Here is a 25598-nt window from a genome sequence, read left to right as displayed (position 1 = left end):
CCGCGCGGTTTCGACTCGCGACGGACCCGATCTGCGGCATTCGATGGCAAAACTAGAACATGTTCTATATCCTCGGCCCCATGAAGGTCGCAGTGACCGGCGCAGCCGGCTACCTCGGTTCCAACCTGATCCCTCAGCTCGTGGAGCGCGGACACGAGGTGGTTGCCATCGACCGCGTCGCCCCCGCCACCACCGACCCGGCCGTCACCTGGGTCGAGGGTGACGTGCTCGACGCGGCGTCGATGCGCACGGCGCTGGACGGCGCCGAGGTGGTGTACCACCTGGTCGCCCTCATCACGCTGGCCAAGAACAACGATCTGGCCTGGCGGGTGAACACCGAGGGCGTGCGGGTCACGGCCGAGGCCGCGCTCGAGGTGGGCGCGCGCCGGTTCGTGCACACCAGTTCCATCCACGCCTTCGACCAGTACCGCGCCGGTGGGCACATCGACGAGACCTCACAGCGATCCGACAATCCCGAACTGCCCGTGTACGACCGTTCCAAATGGACCGGCGAGCTCTCGCTGCGGCCCGCCATCGAACGGGGTCTCGACGCGGTGATCGTCAACCCGACCGGCGTCTTCGGCCCGATCGACAACCTGCGCCAGCTCTCCCGCGTCAACCGCACCACGGTGGACTGCGCGCGCGGTCGCGTCCCCGTGATGATCGGCGGCGGCTTCGACATGGTCGATGTCCGCGATGTGGCGCACGGCCTGATCCTGGCAGGCGAGAAGGGCCGCACCGGCGAGAACTACCTGCTGGGCGGGCACATGATCACCCTGCTCGAGTTGTGCCGGATCGCCGCCCGGCACGCGGGTGCCGCCGGACCGCGTTTCGCCATCCCGGCGGGTCTCATCGGCGCGCTCATGCCGGTACTCGAACCGATCGGCAAGCGCCTCGGTTCGGACGTGCTCTCCAAAGCCGCTCTCGGCGCGATCATCTCGGCCCCCGTCGTCGACCACGGCAAAGCCGAACGCGAACTGGGCTACCACCCGCGCCCGATCCAGGAGAGCATCCACGACCTCGTCGACTTCGCGCTCGCACCGCAGCACGCTTGACACCTGATCGAACGCATGTTCGACTCGAGGGGTGCGGTGGCAGACCCAGACCCTCGATGCCGATGACGGCGCCCTGCCCGGTTTGAGCCGGGCGGGACTCGTTCGCACCGTCCGCACGCCCGAGTTCGACGGCATCACCTTTCACGAGGTGTTGTGCAAGAGCGCGCTGAACAAGATGCCCGAGAGCAGCGCGTTGCCGTTTCGGTGGACCATCAATCCGATGCGCGGGTGTTCGCATGCGTGCCGGTACTGTTTCGCGCGCGGCAGTCACGAATATCTCGGGTTGGACGCCGGGCGTGATTTCGATTCCGAGATCGTGGTGAAAACCAATGTGGCGGCGGTGCTGCGGCGGGAATTGGGGCGCCGGTCGTGGCAGCGCGAGGCGGTGGCGCTCGGTACCAATACCGATCCGTATCAGCGGGCCGAGGGGCGATACCGGTTGATGCCGGGGATCATTCGCGCGCTCACCGATTCCGGGACGCCGTTTTCGATTCTCACCAAGGGTCCGCTGCTGCGCCGGGATCTGCCGCTGCTCACCGAGGCGGCGCGGCGGGTGGAGGTGAGTGTGGCGGTGTCGATCGCGATTCTCGATCCCGACCTGCATCACAGTCTCGAACCGGGCACCCCGGAGCCCCGTGCCCGCCTGGACCTGGTGCGCGCGCTGGCCGACGCGGGCTTCTCCGTGCATGTGATGGCGGCCCCGATCATTCCGTGCCTCACCGACAGCCGCGCCCATCTCGACGCCCTGTTCGCCGCGATCGCCGACGCGGGCGCCGCCAGCGCCATGGCCTTCCCCATGCACCTGCGTGGCCCCACCCGCGACTGGTTCCTGGCCTGGCTCGATACCGAACGCCCCGCCCTGATGCGTCGCTACCGCCAGCTCTACAACCGGGGCGCCAATGTCACCCCCACCTACCGCGACTGGTTGCGCGACCGGGTGAACCCCCTGCTCACCGCTCACGGTCTCCGCCGCGAACAGGGCCCGACGACTCCGCCGACCGCCGCGCCCGCACCGACGAACCCGCAACTCACCTTGTTCGGCTGAGGGTGCGGCGTGAGTTCAGGCGCCGTCGAGCATCTCCTCGCGAGAAACACTGGCAGCGGCTGCCTCGCGCTGCTCTCGCCCCGGCATCGCCAGGGTCAGCGCGGCGAGAAGCAAGGCGACACCGCAGATGGCACCCATCATCATGACGGCGCCGCCGAGGCTGTGCGAGCTGAAGAACACCGTGGTCAACACCGCCAGTCCGACCGCGTTGCCGACCTGTTCGATGGTCGGCAGTACCCCGGACGCCTCGGCCATCCGGTCGGCGTCCAGCCCCGACAGCATCATCGGTTGCAGCTGCACGCCGAACACCCCCACACCGAAGCCGGCCGCGAACACCGGTCCCGCGCACAGCAGCGCACTGGCCACGCCGTCGACCAGGTACAGGTAGACCCCGCCCGCGCCGATGCACCCGCCGAACAGCGCTATCCCACCCGCCAACGCCCAGATGTCGAAGCGCGGCACCAGGATCAGCGACCCGATGGCGCCCGCACCGGCACCGAGGGCGAACAGGGTCATCACCATGCCGGTGAGCAGCGGCGAGTAACCGAGCACGTCCTGCATCGTGATCGATGCGGCGAACACGAACGCCGTGAACAGCCCGAAGAAGGCACCGACCAACACCGAGCCGACCCGGAAACCGTGGTTGCCGAACAGTTCCAGGTGCACGAGTGGTGACGCACCGCGTGCGATCCGTCGACGTTGCTGGGCGAGGAACACGGCCGTAAGGGCCAGGCCGGCACCGACGACCGCGACCAGGTCGAGGCGCCAACCGTGCTGCTGGATCTGCGCCATGCCCGCGATCAGGGCGAACAGCCCGAGCCCGGACAATCCGGCACCGACCAGGTCGAGGCGGTGGCGCCCTTCAGGTCTGTTGCGGTCCAGGAATTTCCAGGCCAGCGCGAACGCGAACAGCCCGATCGGCAGGTTGATCAGGAACACCGACCGCCAGCCCCAGCCACCGATGTCGAGGGTGAGCAACACTCCCCCGACGATCGGTCCGAGCATCCCGGCGAATCCCGCGACGCCCCCGTACAGCGCGAACACCAGCGGGTGGCGTTCGCGCGGGAATCCGGCGGTGAGAATCGCGATGGTCTGCGCGGCCATCCCCGCCCCGGCAGCGCCCTGCACCACTCGTGCGATCACCAATTCCATTGCACCGTCGGCCGACCCGCACCAGACCGATGCCGCGGTGAAGGCCGCGACCGACACCAGGAACATCGTGCGCCGCCCGACCATCGCCCCGATCCGGGCGGCGGTGAGCAGGGTGCAGGCGAAGGCCAGGGCGTATCCGGAGATCACCAGCAGCTGCGCCGAGCGCGACGCACCGAGGTCGGCGGTCAGGTTCGGCAGCGCGGTGTTCACGATCGTCACGTCGATCATCTGCATGAACACCGCGATCAGGCAGGCACCGAACGCCAGCCAGGCACCGAGTTCGGGCGTTCGCGACTGTTCGGTGACGGTCACGACACCAACTCCATCGTCGCGCGCGGCGCCGACATCGACATCTGCGTCGGGAAACTCAGCTGCACCAGCCGGTGTGGCGCCGCCACCTCGAAGTGGGCGAGGAACGGCGGCACCACGGACCCGACCATCTTGTCGAGCATCCCGTTCACGTGCTCGAAGCCGGGCCGCAACCGGACCTGCCAGCAGGAGAACACCCCGGCCGGCCCGGTGAGCACGACCTGTTTCTCCACCCGCACGAGCAGGGGCCAGTGCACCGAGAACGCCAGCCACACATCGACGGTCTCCATCAGCCCCTCGGCGAATTCCAGGCCGCGCAGCAGGGTGAGCCCGGCGGCGACCGGCATCACGTTCGCCGGGTAGGGCGCGGGCAGGCCACCGGGTTGCACATGCACGGTGTCGACGAAGTTCGCCTCCTCCCGCGACACCAGCGTCGAACCCGAGAAGGTCTGCGCGCGATAGGTTTCCGCGTGCAGGCGCCCGTCGATGCGGCCGATGCGCTGTTCGATCGTCATCACCGGCTCGCGCCCGTCACGATGCCGCTGAGCGGGGCCGACCTCCAGCGTCGTGTGGTAGCCGCCCCGGTTGTGCACGACCACCTGGGACACCTCCATCCCGCCGGGCTGTCCGGTGATGCCGACGTGATAGGTCGACTTCTCGCCGTCGGGGATGAACGGGTCACGGAAGATGGAGGGGACGAATTCTTCTCGGATCACGGGATCTCCGCGGCGCTGTCGATGATGGCTCCGAACACGGACTTCATGGTGTCGAGGTAGCGGCTCACGTTCTGCTGGGCAATCGCGGTGTCGGGGAAGATGACGCTCAGCGAGGTCTGTCCGGGCAACCGGTTGATCCAGATCAGCGCTTCCTCGGACGCGGCGCGGTTGGCGAACACCCCGGCGTGCAGGCTGTCGAACAGCTCGTTGCCGAGGAAGTCCCTGGCGTCGATGAAGGAGATCATCGGGGTCACCCAGCCGGGTTCGGCCTTGATCTCCGAATCGGCGGGCAGCAGTTCGAGGACGCGATGAAACGACGTGGGCGCCAACAGGAGTCCGCTGTCGTAGGCGCGCTGGGCGGTCCTGATCGCGCGTCCGATCGTCAGCCGTTCCGGGAGCGGGAACGCGACCGGAACCAGCGTCACATACCAGCCGACCGAATTGTTCTCCGCCGCCGAGGTTCTGGTGCTCACCGGGGTCATGCCGAAGTAGTAGTCCGACCCGACCAGTTCGCGTTCGGCCAGCGCGGCCGCGGCGAACACCCCGCCGGCGAAATCGGCGCTGTTGGCCCGGCAGACCTCCTCGAAACGCTCACCCTGTTCCTCGTCGAGCAGCACGATGCTGCGGTGGGCGCTGCGGTGGTATCCGTCGGTCTTCTCGCCCAGGTCGAGCGGGAAGCTCGGCAGCCGGTTGTCGTTGCCGCGCAACAACGCCAGCCACTTCTTCACCCCGGCCGAGGCCAGTGTCTGCTGATCGCTGAGGAACCGTTCGTTGCGGCAGTAGTCCAGATAGCTCGCCGCGGGGGCGAGCGGTTCGGCGTCGGGCCACAGTTCGGCGGCGTAGAGCTGGGCGAAGTCGGCGGCCGAGAGGTACTGGCCGAGACCGTCGGTGTGCAGGTGGTCCACGGCCAGGTAGACGGTGGTCGAGTCCTCGTGCTCGATGGCGCCGAAGGTGAAGCAATCCCATTGGAACGGACCGGGTGTGGTCTTCTCGACGTGCCGGCAGATCGCCTCGGGGTCGTCGATGTAGCCGTAGTCGACCGGGAGGAACTCCACATCGGGCTCGGGAACGAGGTGACGGCGCACCGCGCCACCCGGTTCGACGGTGAACCAGGTGCGGAACGTGTCGTGGCGCAGCAGGAACTTGTGGATCGCCCTGGTGATGGCGTCCCGATCCAGTTCGGTGGTGGGAATGCGCGCGGTCACCAGGCACAGACCCGAGAAGCGGAAGTCCGCGCCCGCGTGCCGGGCGGCCAGGCGCAGATACTGTTCCTGTTGCAGCGACGGCGGCGCCGGATGGGCCGGTGCCCGCGCCGCGCGCGCGACCGAGTCCGCCGAGGCGAACCAGGTCACGAGCCGTCCCGGCGCGGGCCGCCACTCGTCGATCAGACCGAACTCGACCATCAGTGCGATCCCGCCATCGAGACCTCGGACGCGCGGTCGACGGCCCACTGCTCCGGCACCTCGGTCGGTGCGGCCCCCTCCCCTGGTACCGGCACGACCTCCGGAAGTGGTGGTGTGGCAGCGGGTTCCGAGGCCAGGATCAACTCGGCGACCTTAGGTCCGGCCTGTTCCAGGCTGAACGAGCGACCCATCTGCATCGACATCAGGTCGATACCGAGCGTCTTGGTGACGCGCGCGCCCAACTCGACCGCCATCAGCGAATCCAGCCCGAGTTCGGGCACCGGCACGGTCATGTCGATCGACTCCACGGGCACGCCCATGACGACCGCGAGTTCCTCGGCCATCTTCCTGGCGATCGCGGGCCCACGCTTGCCTTCCTCCATCGCGGCCAATTCGGCTCGGAGCCTGGCCAATTCGGAGGTGTCCTTGGCGGAGGACTTCGCGAGTCCGGCGGTGCGGCCGGTGCGGATCAGCTGGGGGAAGGTGCCGGTCAGCTTCACCCAGTCGGTGGGGATGATCGCGGCGTTGGTCGCGCCGAGACGCAAGGTCTGTTCGAGGTAGGCGGTGGCGTCGGCCATGTCGATCGGGCCGAAACCGACCAGGTCCAGGTACTTTTCGGCGGTTTCGTCCGACGCCATGCCGCCCGAGGCACCGGACAGGTGACCCCAGCCGATGCACAGGGCCCGCTCCCCCGCCGCCGCCCAGCGCCGAGCCAGGGTTTCCACCGCCACATTGGCGGCACAGTAGTTGTACTGGCCGTAGATCCCGTACATGGAACCGCCCGAGGAGCACAGCACGAACATGTCCAGGGTGATGCCCGCGTCCGCGACCGCCTGGTGGATCACCTGCGCGCCATGGACTTTGGGCCGGTAGACGCGGTCGAGTTCGGCCAGTTCCATCTTGGCCAGCCGGTTGTCGGCCACCGCACCCGCCGCGTGGAACACCCCGCGCAACGGGTGCTCGTCGCTGTGCGCGCGGGCGATGATCGACGCGACGGCGCCCACGTCGGTGACGTCGGCGAGTTCCTCCACCACCTCGATACCGATCGAGCGCCACACCTCGAGCTGACGCTTGGCGGTGTCGGTGCTCGCACCGCTGCGCCCGACCAGCACGAGGCGGCGCGCACCGCGCATGGCCAGCCACCGGCCGATCGCCATCCCGAACCCACCGAACCCGCCGGTGATGAGATAGCTCGCGTCCCCGTCGATTTCGAGGGGCGGCAGGTACGGGCGCACGGGTGGGCGCGGGTCGTCCATGCGCAGCGCGACGCGACCGACTCGCGAGGATCGCAGCGTCTCCTCGAAGGCCTGGCTCACTTCGTGTGTCTCGAACAGCTGATACGGCAGCGGGGTGTACACGCCCTCGGTGACCTTCTCGAACACCCGCTGCAGCAGCCGCGACAGGCGTTGCGGGCGCACCGCGACCAGGCGGTCCAGGTCCATCGAGTAGTAGGCGAGGTTCTTGTCGAAGTTGGCCAGTTCCAGCAGTCCACCGGTGTAGATGTCGGCCTTGCCGACCTCGACGATGCGGCCGAATTCGGCGGCGGCATTGAAGTTCTGGCGCAGGATCTCGCCGGGAGCACTGCTGATGATCACGTCGGCGCCCGCGCCGCCGGTCAAGGCGAGCACGTCGTCGACGAAGTTGAGCGAGCGCGAGTTCACCGCGAAGTCGGCACCCATCGCCAGCACGTGCGCACGGCGCTCGGGCGAGCTCGCCGTGCCGATGATGCGAGCGCCGATCGACTTGGCCACCTGGATGGCCGCGGTGCCGACACCGCCCGCGGCGCCGTGGATGAGCACTGTCTCCCCCGGCTCCAGCCTGGCCAGGTCGTGCAGGGCGTATTCGGCCGTGCCGAAGGCGATGGTGCTGGTGCAGTAGGCGGGATCGGTGTCGGGGGGAACGACCACCGCCAGTTCCCGGTCGACCGTGGCGAACCGGCGCATCATGCCCTTGGAGGCCACCGCGACCTTGTCGCCCACCGCCACATCGGTGACGCCCGCGCCGACGCGCACGACGGTGCCCATGCCCTCCATACCGGGGACGGTGCCGAAATAGGTCGGGGCGAGCTCACGCTCACCGAGCAGACCGATGATCTTGAGCGGGTCCTTGTAGTTCAACCCGATCACCGCCATCGCGACCTCGATCTCCCCGGCACCCGGCGCCACGCGTGGGCACTGCCGCCAGGCCACCTGCGACAGCAGGCGGGTACGCGGCATGTCCAGTTCGAAGTTGGCCTCCGGGTCGGTGAGCGGGTGCGCAGTCTCGAGTTCCTCGATGCGCTCGGGCAGCGGTTTGGTCACCACCGGTGCGAGACGGACCCCGCCACGCAGCAGCACCTCGTCGCTGTTGTCGAGCGAGAACGCCCCCGGCACACCGAGTTCGGTGACCAGATCGGCGATCGGCGTGCCCGGCTCGGTGTCGATCAGGCGCCAGCGCAGCGGGGTCTGCTCGTTGAGCAACACGCGTCGCGCACCGGCCAACGCGGCCTGTCTCGGGTCGGGCGCGAGGTCGCTGTCGGGCGTGGCGAAGGCGGATTCGGTGATCAGGGTGGCGTGCACGGTGCCGTCGCCGAAGTGGATCTGCGGTGCGGCGCCTTCGACGGTGGGGGTGACGTATTCCGAGATCGCGACCGCGATGCGCTTGAGCGTCCACAGGTCGGCGACATCGTCGGTGCCCGCACCCGCCACCACACAGACGTGCACGCGGTCGGTTCCCTCGGCCTTGGCCGCGGTGAGGTTCGCGACCAAGTCCGCTTCGAGTTGCTCGCTCGCCGGGTCGACGACATACACACGGGATCCGGGGACGGCGGCGGCGAGCCGGGCCGTGCGTGGGCTCTCACCGAACGCGACGATCACCGTGGACACCGTCCCGGCCTCGGCCAGCGCCGCCGGATCGAGCGGCTCGCGTTCCTCCAGCGTCTCGGTGTAGTAGAAGTCGGCCATCCGGTGCAGTGGGTCGTCGCCGGGTTTGAGCGCGCCGATCTGCAGTCCGGTCAAGCGCGCCACCAGCTTCCGGTTCTGATCGAGCAAATCGACGTCGGCCCGCAGCCGGGCCTTCGGGTCGCGGCGGGCGATGACGGTGATCCGCGCGGGCAGGTCGGCGAGCAGGCGTACCGCCGTCACCCCGACGGGCACCATGACGCCCTCGTTGATCCGTTCGTCGGTGAACAGCATGGCCGCACATTGCATGGCGGCATCGACCACGGCCGGATGCGCCAGGTGCCCGGAGTCGGCGGCGATGCCGCCGTCGACGGTGGCAAGCACGACATCGCGGCCGACACGCACCGAGGTCACCCGCTGGAAGGACGGACCGTACTGCAGACCCGCCGAGGCGAGTCCCGCGTAGAACATGGCCGGGTCCACATCGACGCCGACGTCGATCGTGGGCAGTTCGACCTCGGTCTGTTCGTGCGCGCCGGTCAGGGTGCGCCCGGTCGAGTGCACCGTCCAGGCCGTTCCGGTGGCACTGCGGGAGCGGATCAGGAACCGGCCGCTGGCCTCCTCCACACTCATCGCGACCAACGGCACATCGGGGGCGCCCATGACGAGCGGCGCGACGAACCGGACGCCTTCCAGCGCGACCTGCTTGCTGCCGATGCGCTGCGCGGTGGCACTGAGCGCGGCATCGAGGTAGGCCGCACCCGGCATGATCTTGACGCCGTTGACCACGTGGTCGGCCAGCCAGGGCAGCAACTGGGTGCCGACCTGGAGCAGCCATTCGGGGCGGCCCTCGACGTCGGGGTCGCCGAGCATGGCGTACGTGCCGGGCGTGCCGAGGCGGGCCTGTTCGAACAGCGGCAGCGCCGAGTGCAGGCGGGTGCGCTGCCAGGGGTAGCGCGGCAGCGGCACATGCGCGGTGGGCACAGCAGGGAACAGCCGTTCGCGGTCGAGGACACCGGCCGCGTGCAGGCCGATGAGGGTGCGCCGGAGGCTGTGCGAGTCGGACTGTTCGCGGTCGAGGGTCGGCACCGTGGTGCCGTTGACGTCCGCGTCGACCATGGCCTCGCGGATATTGCCCGACAGCACCGGGTGCGGGCCCACCTCGAGGAACACCCGGTTGCCCGCGGCGAGCAGCGTGCCGATCGCGGCGTGGAACCGCACGGGCTCACGGACATTGGACCACCAGTACTCGGCGTTCCAGGCGCCCTCGGTGACGAGTTCGCCGGTCACCGACGAGTACAGCGGCACGGTGGGCGCCTGCGGGGCCAGGTCGGCGAGCACCTCGCACAGTTCGTCGTGGATCGGCTCCATCAGGCGGCTGTGGTAGGGCACCTCCACCCGCAGCCTGCGGGCGAAGATCCCGTCCTCGGTGAGCTTCTCGGCGATCTCGTCGAGCCGGTCGACATCGCCGGACAGGGTGAGCGAGGTGGGGCTGTTGATCGCGGCGATGTCGACGCTCGGGTCGTCGCCGATCAGCGCGGTCACCTGGTCGGTGCTCATCCCGACCGCCAGCATGCCGCCGGTGCCCGCCGTGGTGGCCTGCAGGCGGGCGCGGTGATAGGCCACGCGCACCGCGTCTTTCAGCGAGAGCATGCCGCTGACGTAGGCCGCCGACACCTCGCCCACACTGTGGCCGACGATGGCGGCCGGGGCGATGCCGTATCCGGCCAGCTCACGCACCAGACCGACCTGGACGAGGAAGTTGGCCGGCTGCGCGACCTCCGTGCGGGTCACGCGCGACTCGTCCTCGGGCCGGTTCAGCTCCTCGATGATCGACCAGCCCGCCAGCGCACGGAACTCGGCGTCGATCTCGCGGGCGGTCTCGGCGAACACACCACCGGCGGCCAGCAGTTCGCGGGCCATCTTCCAGTGCTGCGGTCCCATACCGGAGAACACGAACACCGGTTCGGCGGCGGCCGAGGACACCGTGCGGGTCGCGTCGCGGCCACCGCCCGAGGCGTATTCGTGCAGTTCGCGAACCACATCGCCGGTGTCGCCGTCGAGCAGCACACCGGTGCGGAAGGGGTGGTGCGCCATGCGGGTCCAGGCCGCCTCGGCCAGCCGCTGCGGGTCGGCACCCGAGGTGATGAGGTCGGCGAACCGGCCGGCCAAGGCCCGCGCCGCGCCGGTGCTGCGCGCCGAGATGGGCAGAATGCCGAGGTGCCGTGGCGGTTCGGCCTGCGCCTGCGCCGGGGCGCGGAACTCCTGCAGGATGGCGTGCGCGTTGGTACCGCCGTAACCGAAACCGTTGACCGCCACAGACATCGGTTCTCCGTCGGCGGGCAGGGGCTGCGCCTCGGTCTGTACGTGCAAGCCGAGTTCGTCGAAGGGGATGTCGGGGTTGGGGTTCTCGAGCCAGCCCTGCGGCGGCAGCGTGCGATGGCGAAGGGCCAGCGCCGCTTTGATCACGCTGGCCACGCCCGCGGCGGCCTCGGTGTGGCCGATCGTCGCCTTCACCGAACCGACACCGATGGTGCCCGAGCGGCCCGACGGCGCGCCGAACACCCGGCCGAGCGCACGCAATTCGACCGGGTCGCCGACGAGGGTTCCGGTGCCGTGCGCCTCCAGGTAGGTGATCCGGTCGGGGGCGATGCCCGAGCGCTCGCACACGGTGCGCGCCAGCGCCTCCTGGGAGTCGACATTGGGCACGGTGATCGCGGTGGTCCGCCCGTCCTGGTTCGAGCCCGTCGCCTTGATGACCGCGTACACGCGGTCACCGTCGCGCACGGCGTCGTCGAGTTTCTTGAGTACCACCATGCCCGCGCCCTCACCTCGGCCGTAGCCGTCGGCGGTGGCGTCGAAGGATTTGCACCGGCCGTCGGCGGCCAGGAAGCCGCCCTTGCACATCAGGACGAAGGTCTCGGGCTGCAACATCACGTTGACCCCGCCCGCCACGGCGACCCGGCAGTCGTCGTTGTCGAGCGCCTGGCAGGCCAGGTGCAGCGCGACCAGCGACGACGAGCACGCGGTGTCCACCGTGATCGCCGGGCCCACCAGGTTCAGCGCGTAGGCGATGCGGTTGGACAGCATCGTGTAGGAGGCGCTGGCCGGGGTGTGCATGTCGGTGTGGAACAGCGCCGGCCCGACCACACCGATCACCGACTGGTCGACCACGAAGCCGCCCACGTACACGCCGACCCGCTCGCCCGCGACCTGCCCGGCGATGCCCGCGTCGTCGAGGGCCTCCCAGGTCACCTCCAGCATCAACCGCTGCTGCGGGTCGAGCACGGTGGCCTCGCGCGGGGAGATCCCGAAGAAGTCGGGGTCGAACTGCCAGGGATCGATGGTCATGAAGGCGCCGTGCTTGGTGTAGCTGCGACCCGGCGTGCGTGGCTCGGGGTCGTAGTAGCGGCGCCAGTCCCAGCGATCGGCAGGCACCTCGACGACACCGTCGCGCTTGTCGACGACGAAGTCCCAGAACGATTCCGGCGAATCGATTCCGCCCGCGAACCGGCAACCGATTCCGACAATGGCAATATCCGACACGCAATTTCCTCCGGTTTCGACCGGTCTGTGGCAACTGACCGTTTGATGTCAACGTAGAAGCCCGGCACCGCGCCGATCGTTCGATAACCGACGTCTGACATTTCTGACTGACACTCGCGCGTACTCCTGTGATCTGCCCCAGCAGGCGAGGTCACGGCTCACAGCGAAATTCCGGGATCGATTGTGACCGACCGCAATATCGATGTTTCACGACCGAAAAGTCGCTCGACAATGACAAGTTCGACCCCATCGCGAAATGTCGTTGGGAGCCGGATGTGTACGCCGAATTGAGGCAGTGGGGCGATACCGTCGTGCGGCGCAGGTACGCCGTCATCGTGACGGTGGTCGCGGGGTTGCTGGCGCTGGGAGCCTATGGTCTCGGCCTCGGCGCCGACCTGAGCTCGAGCGGGTTCGACGATCCTTCGTCGGAGGGGGTGCGCGCGGCGCACGTGCGCGACAACGCCTTCGGGCGCGATCACAGCTCGGATCTGCTGCTGGTGTTCCGCGCACCGGACGGCACGACCATCGACGACCCCGCCTTCGCGGCCACCGTCGTGGCGGGGCTCAACGACCTGCCGCACCGGTTCCCCGACCGGATCGACCGGGTCAACGGCGCGTACTGGCCGACCGATACCGGGATGGCGTTGCCCGAGGTGTTCGGCTCGCCGGCGCGCGACAAGGCGTTCGCCTCGATCGCGATCAAGGGCCTGAACCCCACCGAGCAGGGCCGCAACTATCGGGAGATCGCCGATGAACTCACGATTCCCGGGGTGCGGATGGAGGTGGCGGGCGGGCAGCCGGTCGCCGCCGCGTTGAACGACACGATGGTCGAAGACCAGCGGCGGGTGGAGCTGTTCGCCGTCCCGGTCGTCGCGGTGCTGCTGTTCTTCGTGTTCGGTGGTGTCGTCGCCGCCGCGCTGCCGCTGATCGTCGGCGGGCTGACCATGCTCGGCGCCTGGGGCCTGCTGCGCCTGCTCACCACCGTGACCGAGGTGAATTCCTTTGTGTCGCCGGTGGTCTCGATGATCGGGCTCGGCCTGGCCATCGACTACGGGCTGTTCGTGCTCAGCCGGTTCCGGGAAGAACTGGCCGAGGGCCGGTCGGTGGAGGACGCCGTGCGCAACAGCGTGTCCACCGCGGGGCGCACGGTGCTGTTCTCGGCGCTGATCGTGGTGGTCGCGGCGGCGGGCATTCTGGTGTTCCCCCAGGGTCTGCTCCGCTCGTTCGCCTACGGCGCGATGATCACCATCACGCTGGCCGCGCTCACCTCCATCTCGCTGCTGCCCGCGATGCTCGCCGTGCTCGGCAGACGGGTCGACCGGTTCGGTGTCGACTGGTTCCGCAAGCCGGTCGCCCGCGACCCCGGCAACGCCTGGGGCAGGCTGGCCGCCGCGGTGATGAGACGCCCGCTCGCGGTGGCGGTTCCGGTCTGTCTCGGTCTGCTGGTACTGATCTTCCCGATCCAGCACCTGGCCTTCGGATCCATCAACGAGAAGTTCCTGCCGCCGACCCACCCCACCCGGCTGGCCCAGCAGCATTTCGACGAATCGTTCCCCCTGCGCCAGATCGACCCGATCGACCTGGTCATCGTCACCTTCGATCCCGGAACCGCCGATGTCGTGCGCGCCGACGCGAACCGAGCCCCCGGCCTGGCCGCGCCGTTCGCCGAACCGATGCGGTCACCGTTCCAGCCCCAGGTGCTCACCACCGGTACCGTGCTGGCCGACGCCGCCGACGCCGAGGCGACGATCGAGTACCTGCGATCGATGCCGCTGCCGCCGGGCACCACACTCCTGGTGGGTGGTCAGCCCGCCGTCGAGAAGGACAGCATCGACGCGCTGGTGACCCGGATGCCGCTGATGATCGCGTTCGTCTTCCTGGCCAGCACGCTGCTGCTGGCGTTGACTTTCGGCTCGGTGGTGTTGCCGTTGAAGGCCGCGGCGCTGAATCTGCTCGGGCTCGGTGCCACCCTCGGTGTCCTCACCTGGGTGTTCATCGAGGGCCACGGTGCGGGCGTGTTCGGTTTCACGCCACAGCCCGTGATGGCGCTGGTTCTGGTGATCATCGTGTCGGTGATCTACGGCCTGTCCACCGATTACGAGGTGTTCCTGCTCTCGCGCATCGTCGAGGCGAGGGCGGCGGGCGCGTCCACCACCGAGGCGGTGCGGGCGGGGGTCGCCGCAACCGGGCGGATCATCACCGCCGCCGCGCTGATCCTGCTGGTGGTGACCGGCGCGTTCGCGCTGTCGGAACTGCTGATGATGCAGTACATCGCCTTCGGGATGGTCACGGCGCTGCTGATCGACGCGACCGTGCTGCGGTTGGTGCTGGTGCCCGCGTCCATGCGGTTGCTCGGTGACGCCTGCTGGTGGGCGCCGCGCTGGTTGACCCGGCACCGACCCCGGCCCGAATCCGATTCCGCCACATCCGTTCCCGCACCGGTTGCCGTCCGCGAACGGGACTGACATGAACCTCCGCAGCCTCGACGCACCCGCGCCGACCGTCGGCGCACTGCCTGCCTTCGCCTGGCGGGAGGTGTCGGTGATCGCGGCCATGGCGGGGACACTGTTGCTGATCCGTCTCGACCGCTACCGCATCGGCGGTGACGAACTGTATTTCCTTGCGGCCGGGCGGCATCCGTCGGTGAGTTATGCCGATCAGGGGCCGCTGGTTCCGTTGCTGGCCGCACTGTCGGACCAGCTGGCGCCGGGGTCGGTCGTGGCATTGCGCTTGCCCGCGTTGCTGTTCACGGTGGCGGCCGTCGTCCTCAGCGCGGTGATGGTCCGGGAGTTCGGCGGCGGACGCCTCCCCCAGACCGTCGCCGCGCTGGCCTACGCGACCACCCCGATGGCGGTGATGCAGTCGGCGATGCTGAGCACCTTCGCCCTCGACATCACTCTCACGGCGGTGCTCGCGTGGCTGCTGATCCGATGGGTGCGCACCCGCGCGGACGGGCTGTTGATCGCCGCGGGTGCCGTGGCCGCGCTCGACTTCCAGGTGAAGTGGCTGATTCCGATCATCTGGGCGGTGCTCGCGTTCGGTGTCGCGGTGTTCGGTCCGCGCGAGATGCTGCGGCGGCCCGCGTACTGGGTCGGCTCGGCGCTGTTGGTCGGCTCGGCGGTGCCGATTCTGTGGTGGCAGCACAGCAACGGCTGGCCGCAGCTGTCCATGGGCGCGGTCGTGCGCGACGAACAGCTCGCCACGGCCGGGATGCTCGCGGCGCCCTGGACGATGATCCAGGTCACCGGGGCGGGTGGGTTGCTGCTGCTCGCGGGGATGTGGGCGGGGCTGCGCTCGCCACGATTCCGGCCGTATCGGTTTCTGATCCCGATGATCGCGATCGGGCTGAGCGGGGTGGTGCTCGCGGGCCTTCGGCCCTACTTCGTGGCCGGGGCCTTTCCCGGCCTGTTCGCCGCCGGCGCGGTATATCTGGCGGACCGGGGGCTGTCTCGCCGGGAACTGGTGTTCGGCGGTGCGGTCGCCGGGCTGTCCACGACGATCTGTGTCGCCCTCGTGCTCGCCCTGCCCCGACCGGAATCGGCGCTGCGGACGGCCACCGAGGACTACGCCCAGATCCATTCGCGCAGTGTGCTGTTCGGGCCGAGCGGCTGGGACGACCTGGTCGGCTCGGTGCGGCGAACCTACGAGCAACTGACCCCGCAGCAGCGCGACGGACTGGTGATCGTGACCCAGAACTATTGGCAGGCAGCGGCACTCGAGCAGTACGGACCCGCGACGGGTCTGCCCGAGGTGTACAGCCCCAACCGGGGCTACGGCTACTTCGGCGCACCACCGGACAGCGCGACCACGGTGCTGTACGTCGGGGTGGACAGCCCGGAGACGGGTCTGCGCACCGGTTTCGCGAGCACCGTCCCGCTCACCCGACTCGACGAACCGCTGGGCTTCCCCGGTGTGAACCGAGGTGTGGCGGTGTGGCTGTGCACCGGACCGAGCCGGGCCTGGTCGGCGCTGTGGCCCGACGCCAGGGAACTGCGCCTGGTCGACGGAACGACAAGACACGCGCGATGAACGGAGCGATGACAGTGCCGCATTCGATGCTGCGACGGCTCGTCCTGTCGGTGGTGCTGGCCGCCGCCGGCCTCCCCGTCGCCGTGGCCGCGCAAGCGGCGCCGGACCTGGTAGCCGCCCGGGCCATGGACGCGGCCCGCCCAGCCCCGAACGGGTCGTTCGCGGTGGCCGCCGCGGCGAACGGGCCGGGCCGGGTGATCGACCTGACGGTGCACTCGGCGGCCATGAACCGCCCGGTCACCGTCGCGGTGATTCCGGCGGCCGATCCCGAAGCGCCCGCCGGTGCGCTGTATCTGATCAACGGTGTCGACGGCGGCACCGACACCCCGGACTGGCGCGAGGGCAGCAACTGGTTCACCAAAACCGATGCCCTGGACTTCTTCGTGGGCAAGCAGGCCACCGTCGTGATGCCGATCGGCGGCGCGGGCACCTTCTACACCGACTGGCAGTCCGACGACCCCGGCACCGGCCGCAACCGGTGGCTCACCTTCCTCACCACCGAACTGCCGCCGATCATCGACTCCGCCTTCCACGGCACCGGCCGCGACGCCGTCGCGGGGCTGTCGATGGCCAGTTCGGCGGTGTTCCGGATGGCACAGGAGGCGCCGCAGCGGTTCCGGATGGTCGGCTCCTTCAGCGGCTGCGTGCAGACCAGCAATCCGGCCGGGCAAGCGATGGTCTCCTCGATCGTCACCGCCCGACGCGGCAACCCGCTCAACATGTGGGGACCGCCGACCGACCCGGCCTGGGTCGCCAACGACGTGGCGCTCCACGCAGAACGGCTGCGCGGCATCGGGGTGTACGTCAGCACCGGCAACGGCATGCCGGGTCCGCTGGACACACTCGACGGGCCGGGCATCGAGCAGCGTCCGATCAAGCTGGCCGATCAGCTGGTGATCGGCGGTGTGCTCGACGGAATCACCGTGGTGTGCACCAAACTGCTGCGCGATCGGCTCGCCGCCCTCGACATCCCGGCCGAATTCGATTTCCGCCCGGCAGGCACGCACTCCTGGGGGTACTGGGAACAGGACATGCACACCTACTGGGAGCGCGTCGCCCCACTCCTCGCGCCCTGATGCCTCAGGTCGATTCGGCCACTTGCTGATTCGTCAGCACCCTCGGTGGCTCGAACCGATCGGCACTTGCGAATCAGTCAGCACCACCACGGACCCGAATCAGGTCGGCTGCTTGCGAATCCGCGGGCGCCACCGCCGACTCAAACCAGTTCGGCTACTTGCGAATCCGTGAGGACCACCGGCGACACAGCGTCCTGTGCGCGTACCAGGCGGACACCGCGGTACAGCGGTCGTTCGTCGAGGCCGGCGTCGCGGGCTTCTGCCCGCAGCTGGGCGACCAGGACCTCGGAGATCGCGACGGCGGCGGCCAACGGCGCCGAGGCCAGCGCGTCCGCCAGTTTGCGCAGGCCGAGCAGGTGCAGCTCGCGGCCGCTGCCCGCATCGGTGTACATGGCCAGCGGCACCAGCTGGGTTTCCTGGCCCGCCGTCACGCGCAGCACGATGCGGCTGAGCCGGCCGGGGAACACCAGCAGTTGCGCACCCGAGGTGCCGGCGAGGTCGATCCGGCGCTCACCGACGAGGCGATGAGCGTGGATCACGGTGCCGTCCAACCACATCCGCCTGCGCTGGAACGCCATCGCGTACGCGAGCGTGGGGACCGCGACGATCAGGCCGAGCAGGACGGCGTAGGCCCAGCTCAACCAGATCGAGGTCACCAGCATCACCACGACGCCGACGGCGAACGCGCCGAGCGAGAGCTTGCGCAGCATCGGGGCGAAAACCTCGGGCGCGACCAGGTCGATGCCGATCGGTTCCGTCGCCGGTCGCCCGGAATCCCCGCTCACCACAATCCCTCTCACCGCCGCCGGCCCGCCCGGCGTGGGGCGCGGTCAGATTACCGCGCCCCGTGCGCGCCGTCTGCTAGCGGCCGAGGCCCGCTCGCAGAACCCCGACGACCTCGCCGAGCGGCACCTGGCGTTGGTCGCCGGTGGCCATCTCCTTGACGCCGATCTCGTTGGTTTCGAGATCGCGGTCGCCCAGGACCAGCGTGAACTTCGCGCCGGACCGATCGGCACCCTTCATGGCGCCCTTCATGCCGCGCCCACCGTAGGCCAGGTCGACGCTGATGCCCGCGCCACGCAGCTCACCGGCCAGCGTGACCATCCGCGCCTTGGCCGCGTCACCGAGTGCGACGCCGTAGACCTGACAGCGCGCTGGATCGGCGGCCGACTTGCCCTCGGCCGCCAGCGCGAGCACGGTCCGGTCGACACCGATACCGAAGCCGATACCCGAGAGCGGCTGCCCGCCGAGCTCGGCCATCAGCCCGTCGTAGCGCCCGCCACCACCGATGCCCGACTGGGCGCCGAGCTGGTCGTGCACGAACTCGAAGGTGGTCTTGGTGTAGTAGTCCAGGCCGCGAACCATGCGCGGGTTCACCACGTACGGCACGCCGAGAGCGTCGAGGTGGGCGAGCACCTGCTCGAAGTGGGCCTTGGCCGACTCCGACAGGTGGTCGATCATCAGCGGCGCGTCGGCGGTGAGTTCGCGGACCTCCGGACGCTTGTCGTCGAGCACGCGCAGCGGGTTGATCTCGGCGCGGCGGCGGGTCTCCTCATCCAACGGCAGGTCGAACAGGAACTGCTGCAACAACTCTCGGTACTGCGGGCGGCAGGTCTCGTCGCCGAGCGAGGTGATCTCCAGGCGGAAACCGTCCAGGCCGAGCGCCCGGAAACCGGCGTCGGCGACGGCGATCACCTCGGCGTCGAGCGCCGGATCGTCCACCCCGATCGCCTCGATACCCACCTGCTGCAGCTGCCGGTACCGACCGGCCTGGGGCCGCTCGTACCGGAAGAACGGTCCCGCGTAGCACAGCTTGATCGGCAGCTGACCGCTCTTGTCGAGCCCGTGCTCGATCACCGCCCGCATCACGCCCGCGGTGCCCTCGGGCCGCAGGGTGAAGCTCTCCCCCTTGCGGTCGGCGAAGGTCCACATCTCCTTGCTGACCACGTCGGTCGACTCGCCGACGCCCCTGGCGAACAGGGCGGTCAGCTCGAATATCGGCAGCTCGATGTGCCCGTACCCGGCCAGTCGGGCGGCATGAACCAACCCGTCGCGCACGGCGACGAACTCGGCCGAACCGGGCGGCACGTAATCCGGAACCCCCTTCGGGGCACTGAAGCTGCTGGTCTTGGTCACGATCACCCAGTTTTCCCCACGGGCGCCCTCCGCGTCCAACCGGTTACCCTCTAGGCGAACCTGACGACACGGGAGGAACGCGGTAGTGCCGAGTAACGAACAGCGACGGGCGGCGGCCAAGCGCAAGCTGGAGCGCCAGCTGGCACGACGGGCCGAGCAGGAGAAGAAGCGTAAGCGCCTGACGATCGCCGGGTCGGTGCTCGGCGTGATCGTGGTCGCGGCCGCGGGCGTCGGGGTGTACTTCCTCACCAAGGGCGACGACTCGCCGTCGGCGAACGCCGAGTCGTCGTCGGCGGTGCCGACGACCACGTTCGTCAACACGCCGCTCGACCTACCCGCACCGCCACCGCCTGCCCCCAAGCCGGCGACGGTCGACTGCTCGTACCCGGCCGACGCCGAGCCGCCCGCCAAGCCGGTGACGGCGCCCGCGGTGACCTCGGTGGCCACCGGCGGTCCCGAGGTGAAACTGTCGATCGACTCCACCCAGGGCCCGATCGGCCTGTCACTGAACAGCGCGCAGGCGCCGTGCTCGGTGAACTCGCTCGTGAGCCTGGCCCAGCAGGGCTACTTCGACAAGACCAGCTGCCATCGCATCGTGGCCAGCCCCGGTTTCGGCATCCTGCAGTGCGGTGACCCGACGGCCACCGGCTCGGGCGGCCCCGGCTACAGCTTCGACAACGAGTACCCCACCGATCTGTACCCGAACGGTGACCCGGCGCTGAGTCAGCCGGTGAACTACAAGCGCGGCGTGATCGCCATGGCCAACGCGGGTATCTCCCCCGAGGGCAAGGGCACCAACGGCAGCCAGTTCTTCCTCGTCTTCGGCGACACCGAACTGCCGCCGAAGTACACCATTCTCGGCACCATCGACGAGGCGGGCCTGGCCACCTTGGACAAGGTCGCGGGCGCGGGCGTCGAGGGTGGCGCCCAGGACGGCGGCCCGGCGATGCCGATCTCGTTCAACACCGTCAAGGTGGGCTGACACCCCGCTACCACGACACGGGCCGGACGCCTCGGGTGTCCGGCCCGTTCGTCGTTTTCAGGGTAGGCTCAGATGTCCACTTCCACAGCGGCATCGGGGAGCAGTCATGGCGGAACTCGACGACATCGGCAGCGAAACGGCGGCGATGATGCGCACCATGCTGCAGATGGCCACCCTGGTCGCCCTCAAGTCGCGCGAACACGGTCAGAAGGAGGCCGAGTCCCGCGCCAAGGCGATCGAGGCGAAGATGAAGGAAGCGCGCGAGCTGCAGATTCGCGAGGCGCGCGATCTCAAGGCCAAGGACCCACGCAATATCGAGCTCAAGCAGATGATGACGGTCGGCGCGCGCTCGGTGGAGACCCGCGGTCTCGAGTCGCGCGGACTCGAATCACGGACCACGGAGTCACGCGGCGTCAGTCTCGTCAAGGACGCCGCCTCACCATTCGCGGGCGCCACCCCGAACTACGACTCGACGGAACGGCGAGCGGCGATCGCCGCGCATCTGCAACGTGCCGGTGTCGCACCGGAATTGAGTCAGGTGCGCATGCTGGTCGAAATGGGGCACGGTATCTCCCCGGACGAGGCGATCCGGCTGCGCGACGCGGCGGCACGGACACCGCAGGTGCGCGCACGCGGCCTGGAACGCGGGCTCGAGCTGGGCATCGAACGCGGGATCGAGCGCGGACGCTGAGCCGGACGGTGCCACGGTGCCATCGAGCACCATGGCACCGCGACACGCTCAGGCCGGGTAGTTGCTGCCCTTGTTCCAGAGCCCGTTGTCGGGCTCGGACCACTGATCGTCTTCCGGCTTCTTCAGCGGCAACGAGGAGAGCATTTCCTTGTGACCGTTGCGAACGCTGCAGTATTTGAACGGACCACGCGGGTCGAACAGCTTGGTCATGTGTGGGTCGGCGTGCTCGAGGAACCACACGCTGATGCCGGGGCCGCCCTTCATCCGGAAGTGCTCCCATGCCTGCCATACCGCGTCCAGGCGCACCGCGGCCTCCGGGTGGCGCCACCATTCCGGGCACCACACCGTGTCGCTGATATCGGTGACCTGACGTTGATAGAGCTTGCTCAGGTACTCGCCGACGAATTCCGTCACCCCGGCGTAGACCTTTCCCTGCGCCTGCGTGTTCGACGTATCCTCGCTCACAGCGGCTTGACCTCCTCGACTTCACCGATCTCATCCGGCGGAACTGACTTCGCCAGCGCAGGCGATCCGAACAGATCGTCGATGCGCGTCTTGCGGGTCGGGTCGTTGTTCTCGATCGAACTCTTCACCGCGTCGGCGTATTTGGACTCCCACCACGGCACCGTGCGCACGAGCACGGCGGGCTGGCCCGAGGTGAACACCACGGCGCGACCGCGCGGCAAGGTCGCCAACCCCTGCGGGGTGAACGTCACCGACGAACTGAGCGAACGGGAATAGCTCTTGCTGTTTCCCGACTGCGACACCGACGCCGAGATCGAGTCGTACTCACCGATCGCCTCGGAACGGTCGCGCAGGAAGGCCATGTCGTCGACGCCGCTGCCGAGCACCTTGATGTTGGCCGCCGACCACAGGGCGTTCATCCCGTCCTCGCCCCAGCAGCGCGCGCCCTGGGCCCACGACTGCAGTACCGTCATCACGACGATCCCGCGCGAACCGAAGTGGCTGTACTGCTTGGGCAGATCCTTCCAGCGCACCACGTTGGCGGCCTCGTCGAGCACCGCGAGCAGCGGGATCGGCAATCGGCCGCCCGACGACATCGACGCCTTGCGCATCGCCACATCGATGACCGCCTCGGTCAGAGCGCTGACCAGCGGGGCCGCCGAGCCACGTCCCTCCAGCGACAGGCAGTACAGCGTGCCGTTGCGTTCGATGAACTCGAGCTCGTCGAATTGCGGCCGCGCCTCGCTGCCCGGCGTGACCCACGCGTGCACGTTGGACAGCTGCAGGCAGCGGATCATCTTCTTGGCGTACCCGAAAATGCCCGCCTTGGTTCGCTGTTCGGCGTTGTACTGCATCGCCAGGCCGGAGGCGATGAAGTGCTGGCCGACATCGCGCAGATGCTGGATCGGCTCGGGGTCCTGGGGATTGGTCACCCATTCCCACACCTGCGTGATCGGCTTCCCGGCGATCGCGGCGGCGAGGAACAAAGCCGCGAGCAGATCCTCGGCCTCCGGGCCGAAGTAGCTGTCCCCGTCGTCGGAGCTGGAGCTGGTCTCGGCGTCGGCGAAATGGCCCGCCAGGCGCGCGGCGCGCATCTCGCAGCCTTCGGTGCGTGGGTTGACCCACGAGAGCGGGTCCCAGTACCAGGTCGCCCGTTCGCCCGCGACACCCTGCGGGTCGAAGACGAAGGTCTTGCTGCCCTTGGCTTCCTGCACATCGCGGGTGGCGTCGACCACGTCTCGTTTGTTCGAGGTGGCGAGCACCGGCCCGATGGCGGACAGGATCGCCGGAATCACCCGGGAGGTGGACTTGCCCTGCCGCGGTCCCCAGATGTCGAGGTGCAGATCCTCATAGGAGCCGTACAGCGGAGTGCCGTCGGCGACGGCGATCCCGATCGGAACACCGGGCGCGTCTTCGGTGCCGAGTCGCATACCGAGGTCTTTGGCCTTCTGCCGCACCCCTTCCTCGGTGATCGACGCGATCGCACTCCCACTACCCATGTAGTCGGCCTTGTCGTCGATCGCCAGCCGCCCCGCACCCGCCCGCTTCTTCATCTGCTTGCGGATGTAGAAGTACGCGAAGATCGCCGCGATCACCAGCAGCACGATCACCGTCGACGCGCGCGGCCAGTGCAGTTTGCCCCGGGCGAGGTCGGCCACCACCGCGATCGGGTTGGCAGGCACGTTCTGCGGCTGCACCGACAGGGCATTGCCCAGGTGCAGGGCGGCGGCGAGGACGCCGAGCGTCGCGAAGCCGACCACGATCAGGATGAGCGTCGTGTCGGGCCCGACCGCGGCCGGGTCCTTCACCTTTTTCTTCGCCACGTGTGCCTCCTCGAGGACCTTGTCGGATATGGATCTCAGCGGAATCCGTCGAGGCGCCAGCCTTGCGGCGTCTGCACCACGGTCGCGATGACCGTGCTCGGCGGTAGGTCTTCGGTGCGCCCGTCCGGGTAGACGACGGTCTGCTCGATGCCGATCTTGAACTGCGACACGGCCGGGTCGGCGCTCGGCGGTGCCTTCTCCCCCGAGGCGAAGGTGAAAGCCGTCACCTCCGCCTTCGCCTTCGCCCAATCGGCCCATTGCAGCGACGGTTTCGGTGCCGCCGTGCCGGTAGGTGCGTCAAGCATACGTAACATGCTCGGCCCCAGCCATTTTCGCGCACGCGCCAGCGAATCACCGGGTTCCTCGGTGACCGGGTGCCAGGTGTACACCTCGCGCAACGCCACCACCGCTACCCCGTCGGGAGTGGTCGGGTCGACGGTGGCCGCGGCCTCGAGCAGCCGGGTGGTCGAACTCGCCTGGGGGCGCGCGGGATCGGCGTCGCCACCGCAGGCGACGAGCACCGTACTCAGAAACGCCACGAGCATCACCGCCGGGGTCGTGCGGATTCGTGTTGCCTTCCACCAGGTTATCCCTGGTCGGGCCGCCCGTGTGGTCACACAACCCTCCTCGCCCGCGCGTCACCGGGCATCGCCACCTCGACGACGCCGCCGCCACTGCGTCCGCTCGGCGCGACCGCCTGGATCACCTGGCCGTTGCCGGCGTAGATCCCCACCTGCGCCGGTCCCTGCGGACCGAAATCACTGAATACCAGGTCGCCCACCGAGATTCGGCCGAGCGGCACCTCGGTGCCCGCCTCCCACTGCTGTTCGGCGGTGCGCGGCAGGTCCACCTCACCCGCCGTCGCCGCGAACACCGCCGCGGCCGTCAGACCGGGACCGTCGAATCCGCCGCCGCTCGGCCCCTGCGGACCGCCACCGCCCCACACGTACGGCACGCCGAGCCAGTCGTGGGCGGCCTCGGCGATCTGTGGTCCCTCGGCGCCGGGTTCGCGGGTGAACCGGCCCTGCGCGCCCGGTGCGCGGTACTGCGGTTCCATCGCCAGGATGTTCGTGACATAGGGGCGGGTCTCGGAGTAGTGCGCCGCGTACCTGTTCGGCATGCCGCCCGAGGCCAGCACCGCGCCCTCACCGGCGTTGTAACCGGCGAGGGTGAGCGCGGCCAGGTCGCCGGATACCTTGCCCTGTGCGATCCAGCCCGCGATCTTGTGGGCGATGGCGCACATGTAGCGGGCCTGGCCGATGATGGCGTCACCGTCGTCCCAAACGCTGGCGGTGCCGTTGCCGTCGGCGTCGATGATGTAGGGCTGACCGTCGTCGGGATTGATACTCACCGCTGTGCCGGGCAGGAACTGGGCCAGGCCCTGAGCGCCTGCCGGTGAGGTGAGGCCGCGCCGGAAACCCGACTCCTGCTTGGCCTGCGCGGCCAGCAGCGAGGAGGAGATCTCCGGGCAGACGGTGCCCGCGCGCCGGTACCAGATCTCCAGCTCGGCGGGCACTTTCCCGTCGGCGAGCAGGCCGCCCGCGCTGCCGAATCCGCGCACGCAGCTCGGGTCGTTCGAGAAGGCGCGTGCCCCACCGACATCGGGGGTCGGCGCGCCGTCGAGCCACGGCATCGGGTCGATCTGGCGACCACCGGTGAAGCGACCACCCGGCACGATCTCGAAATGCAGGTGGGGACCGCTCGATTCACCCGCCGAACCGACCATGCCGATGGGCTGACCGGCGGTGACGGTGTCACCGGTGCGCACCTTCACGCCGTGATCCCACATGTGCCCGTAGACCGCGGAGTAGGCGCGGCCGTTGTAGTCGACCGAGTCGACGACGATCCAGTTCCCGAACCCCGAGGCGGGCCCGGCGGCGACGACCCGGCCGTCGGACACCGAATAGATCGTGGTCCCGTCGGCGGCGGCCATGTCGATGCCCTTGTGCCCGCCGCCGCGGGAACCGAACACATCGGAGATGGTGAAGGTGCCGACTTCCATCGGCAGCGTGCGCCGCAGCGGCCCTACCCCGGCCGCCAGCGACGGTGTGCCGGTGACGGTCGCGTTCGTGGTCGTCGCCGCGGTGGTGGCGCCCGCGCGGGTGTCGGCGCCGAGTTCGGGCAGCGTCGGCGCCGAGGAGCCGACCAGCACGTCACCGGTCTCGCAGGTCTCGTCCGAGGACGGCAACACGATCACCAGCACCATGGCCACCAATCCGATGACCGAGCCGAAGACGCCGATGATCATCGAGCGGGCGTTCATCGGCCACCGCCCCGGGTTGCGCGCCGGG

Annotated in this window: 17 protein-coding genes; 7 read left to right on the top strand and 10 right to left on the bottom strand. The window is 69.1% G+C overall.

All coding sequences use genetic code 11. The features are described 5' to 3' along the window. The first annotated feature begins 80 nt into the window (after positions 1 to 80). Together ACSVDM_RS01430 and ACSVDM_RS01425 are read left to right on the top strand one after the other, a co-directional pair. Positions 81 to 1055, top strand: coding sequence for an NAD-dependent epimerase/dehydratase family protein (locus tag ACSVDM_RS01430; protein ID WP_439262149.1), 975 nt, complete (start codon positions 81 to 83; stop codon positions 1053 to 1055). Positions 1056 to 1086: 31 nt separating this feature from the next. Next, positions 1087 to 2100 (top strand): Rv2578c family radical SAM protein, encoded by a 1014-nt coding sequence (locus ACSVDM_RS01425; protein WP_439262148.1) that lies wholly within the window; start codon positions 1087 to 1089, stop codon positions 2098 to 2100. A gap of 15 nt (positions 2101 to 2115) precedes the next feature. Here ACSVDM_RS01425 and ACSVDM_RS01420 read toward each other — a convergent pair whose 3' ends face one another. The 4 genes from ACSVDM_RS01420 to ACSVDM_RS01405 are packed head-to-tail and all read right to left on the bottom strand — an operon-like array spanning position 2116 to position 12105. Beyond that, positions 2116 to 3564 carry an MFS transporter gene (locus ACSVDM_RS01420; RefSeq protein ID WP_439262147.1) on the bottom strand — a complete coding sequence of 483 codons (1449 nt, stop codon included), beginning with the start codon at positions 3562 to 3564 and terminating at the stop codon, positions 2116 to 2118. Further along, on the bottom strand, positions 3561 to 4277 hold the full coding sequence (locus ACSVDM_RS01415; RefSeq protein ID WP_439262145.1) for a hypothetical protein: 717 nt from the start codon (positions 4275 to 4277) through the stop codon (positions 3561 to 3563). Before ACSVDM_RS01415 ends, ACSVDM_RS01420 begins: the two co-directional genes overlap by 4 nt. After that, positions 4274 to 5680 (bottom strand): condensation domain-containing protein, encoded by a 1407-nt coding sequence (locus ACSVDM_RS01410; RefSeq protein WP_439262143.1) that lies wholly within the window; start codon positions 5678 to 5680, stop codon positions 4274 to 4276. The genes ACSVDM_RS01415 and ACSVDM_RS01410 overlap by 4 nt, the downstream gene beginning before the upstream one ends. Continuing rightward, the gene (locus ACSVDM_RS01405) at positions 5680 to 12105 is read right to left on the bottom strand and encodes a type I polyketide synthase (RefSeq protein WP_439262141.1); all 6426 of its coding nucleotides are present in this window, start codon (positions 12103 to 12105) and stop codon (positions 5680 to 5682) included. Before ACSVDM_RS01405 ends, ACSVDM_RS01410 begins: the two co-directional genes overlap by 1 nt. A gap of 275 nt (positions 12106 to 12380) precedes the next feature. Between ACSVDM_RS01405 and ACSVDM_RS01400 the strand changes: the two genes are divergently transcribed. From ACSVDM_RS01400 to ACSVDM_RS01390, 3 genes are read left to right on the top strand one after another with little or no spacing between them, the layout of a single operon-like run. Then, positions 12381 to 14570 (top strand): MMPL family transporter, encoded by a 2190-nt coding sequence (locus tag ACSVDM_RS01400; RefSeq protein ID WP_439262139.1) that lies wholly within the window; start codon positions 12381 to 12383, stop codon positions 14568 to 14570. A 1-nt stretch (position 14571) separates the two neighbouring features. Further along, positions 14572 to 16134 carry an ArnT family glycosyltransferase gene (locus ACSVDM_RS01395; protein ID WP_439262137.1) on the top strand — a complete coding sequence of 521 codons (1563 nt, stop codon included), beginning with the start codon at positions 14572 to 14574 and terminating at the stop codon, positions 16132 to 16134. Between the two features lie 8 nt (positions 16135 to 16142). Beyond that, complete coding sequence (locus tag ACSVDM_RS01390) at positions 16143 to 17210, top strand: alpha/beta hydrolase (protein ID WP_439262135.1); 1068 nt, start codon at positions 16143 to 16145, stop codon at positions 17208 to 17210. 140 nt (positions 17211 to 17350) lie between these two features. Here ACSVDM_RS01390 and ACSVDM_RS01385 read toward each other — a convergent pair whose 3' ends face one another. Both ACSVDM_RS01385 and hisS read right to left on the bottom strand, forming a co-directional pair. Further along, entirely contained in the window at positions 17351 to 17995 is a 645-nt protein-coding gene (locus tag ACSVDM_RS01385; RefSeq protein WP_439262133.1) for a hypothetical protein, read from the bottom strand. A gap of 76 nt (positions 17996 to 18071) precedes the next feature. After that, complete coding sequence (gene hisS / locus ACSVDM_RS01380) at positions 18072 to 19346, bottom strand: histidine--tRNA ligase (protein WP_067636626.1); 1275 nt, start codon at positions 19344 to 19346, stop codon at positions 18072 to 18074. Between the two features lie 85 nt (positions 19347 to 19431). Between hisS and ACSVDM_RS01375 the strand changes: the two genes are divergently transcribed. Together ACSVDM_RS01375 and ACSVDM_RS01370 are read left to right on the top strand one after the other, a co-directional pair. After that, complete coding sequence (locus ACSVDM_RS01375; protein WP_225280603.1) at positions 19432 to 20328, top strand: peptidylprolyl isomerase; 897 nt, start codon at positions 19432 to 19434, stop codon at positions 20326 to 20328. A 106-nt stretch (positions 20329 to 20434) separates the two neighbouring features. Beyond that, positions 20435 to 21019 (top strand): hypothetical protein, encoded by a 585-nt coding sequence (locus tag ACSVDM_RS01370; RefSeq protein WP_439262130.1) that lies wholly within the window; start codon positions 20435 to 20437, stop codon positions 21017 to 21019. Positions 21020 to 21067: 48 nt separating this feature from the next. Here the strand turns inward: ACSVDM_RS01370 and ACSVDM_RS01365 are convergent, their stop codons facing one another. The 4 genes from ACSVDM_RS01365 to ACSVDM_RS01350 form a co-directional block, all read right to left on the bottom strand. Next, positions 21068 to 21484: a DUF4913 domain-containing protein gene (locus tag ACSVDM_RS01365; RefSeq protein WP_439262128.1), complete on the bottom strand. Its 417-nt coding sequence runs from the start codon at positions 21482 to 21484 to the stop codon at positions 21068 to 21070. Continuing rightward, the gene (locus ACSVDM_RS01360) at positions 21481 to 23307 is read right to left on the bottom strand and encodes a type IV secretory system conjugative DNA transfer family protein (protein WP_439262126.1); all 1827 of its coding nucleotides are present in this window, start codon (positions 23305 to 23307) and stop codon (positions 21481 to 21483) included. The genes ACSVDM_RS01365 and ACSVDM_RS01360 overlap by 4 nt, the downstream gene beginning before the upstream one ends. A 35-nt stretch (positions 23308 to 23342) precedes the next feature. After that, entirely contained in the window at positions 23343 to 23852 is a 510-nt protein-coding gene (locus ACSVDM_RS01355) for a hypothetical protein (RefSeq protein WP_439262650.1), read from the bottom strand. Between the two features lie 68 nt (positions 23853 to 23920). Beyond that, the gene (locus ACSVDM_RS01350) at positions 23921 to 25570 is read right to left on the bottom strand and encodes a peptidoglycan DD-metalloendopeptidase family protein (RefSeq protein ID WP_439262124.1); all 1650 of its coding nucleotides are present in this window, start codon (positions 25568 to 25570) and stop codon (positions 23921 to 23923) included. Positions 25571 to 25598 lie beyond the last annotated feature (28 nt).

Source organism: Nocardia sp. JW2, assembly GCF_051843015.1.
GTDB lineage: Bacteria > Actinomycetota > Actinomycetes > Mycobacteriales > Mycobacteriaceae > Nocardia > Nocardia coubleae.
Note: the sequence above shows the minus strand (reverse complement) of the source record. Positions and strands in the feature narration are given on the sequence as shown.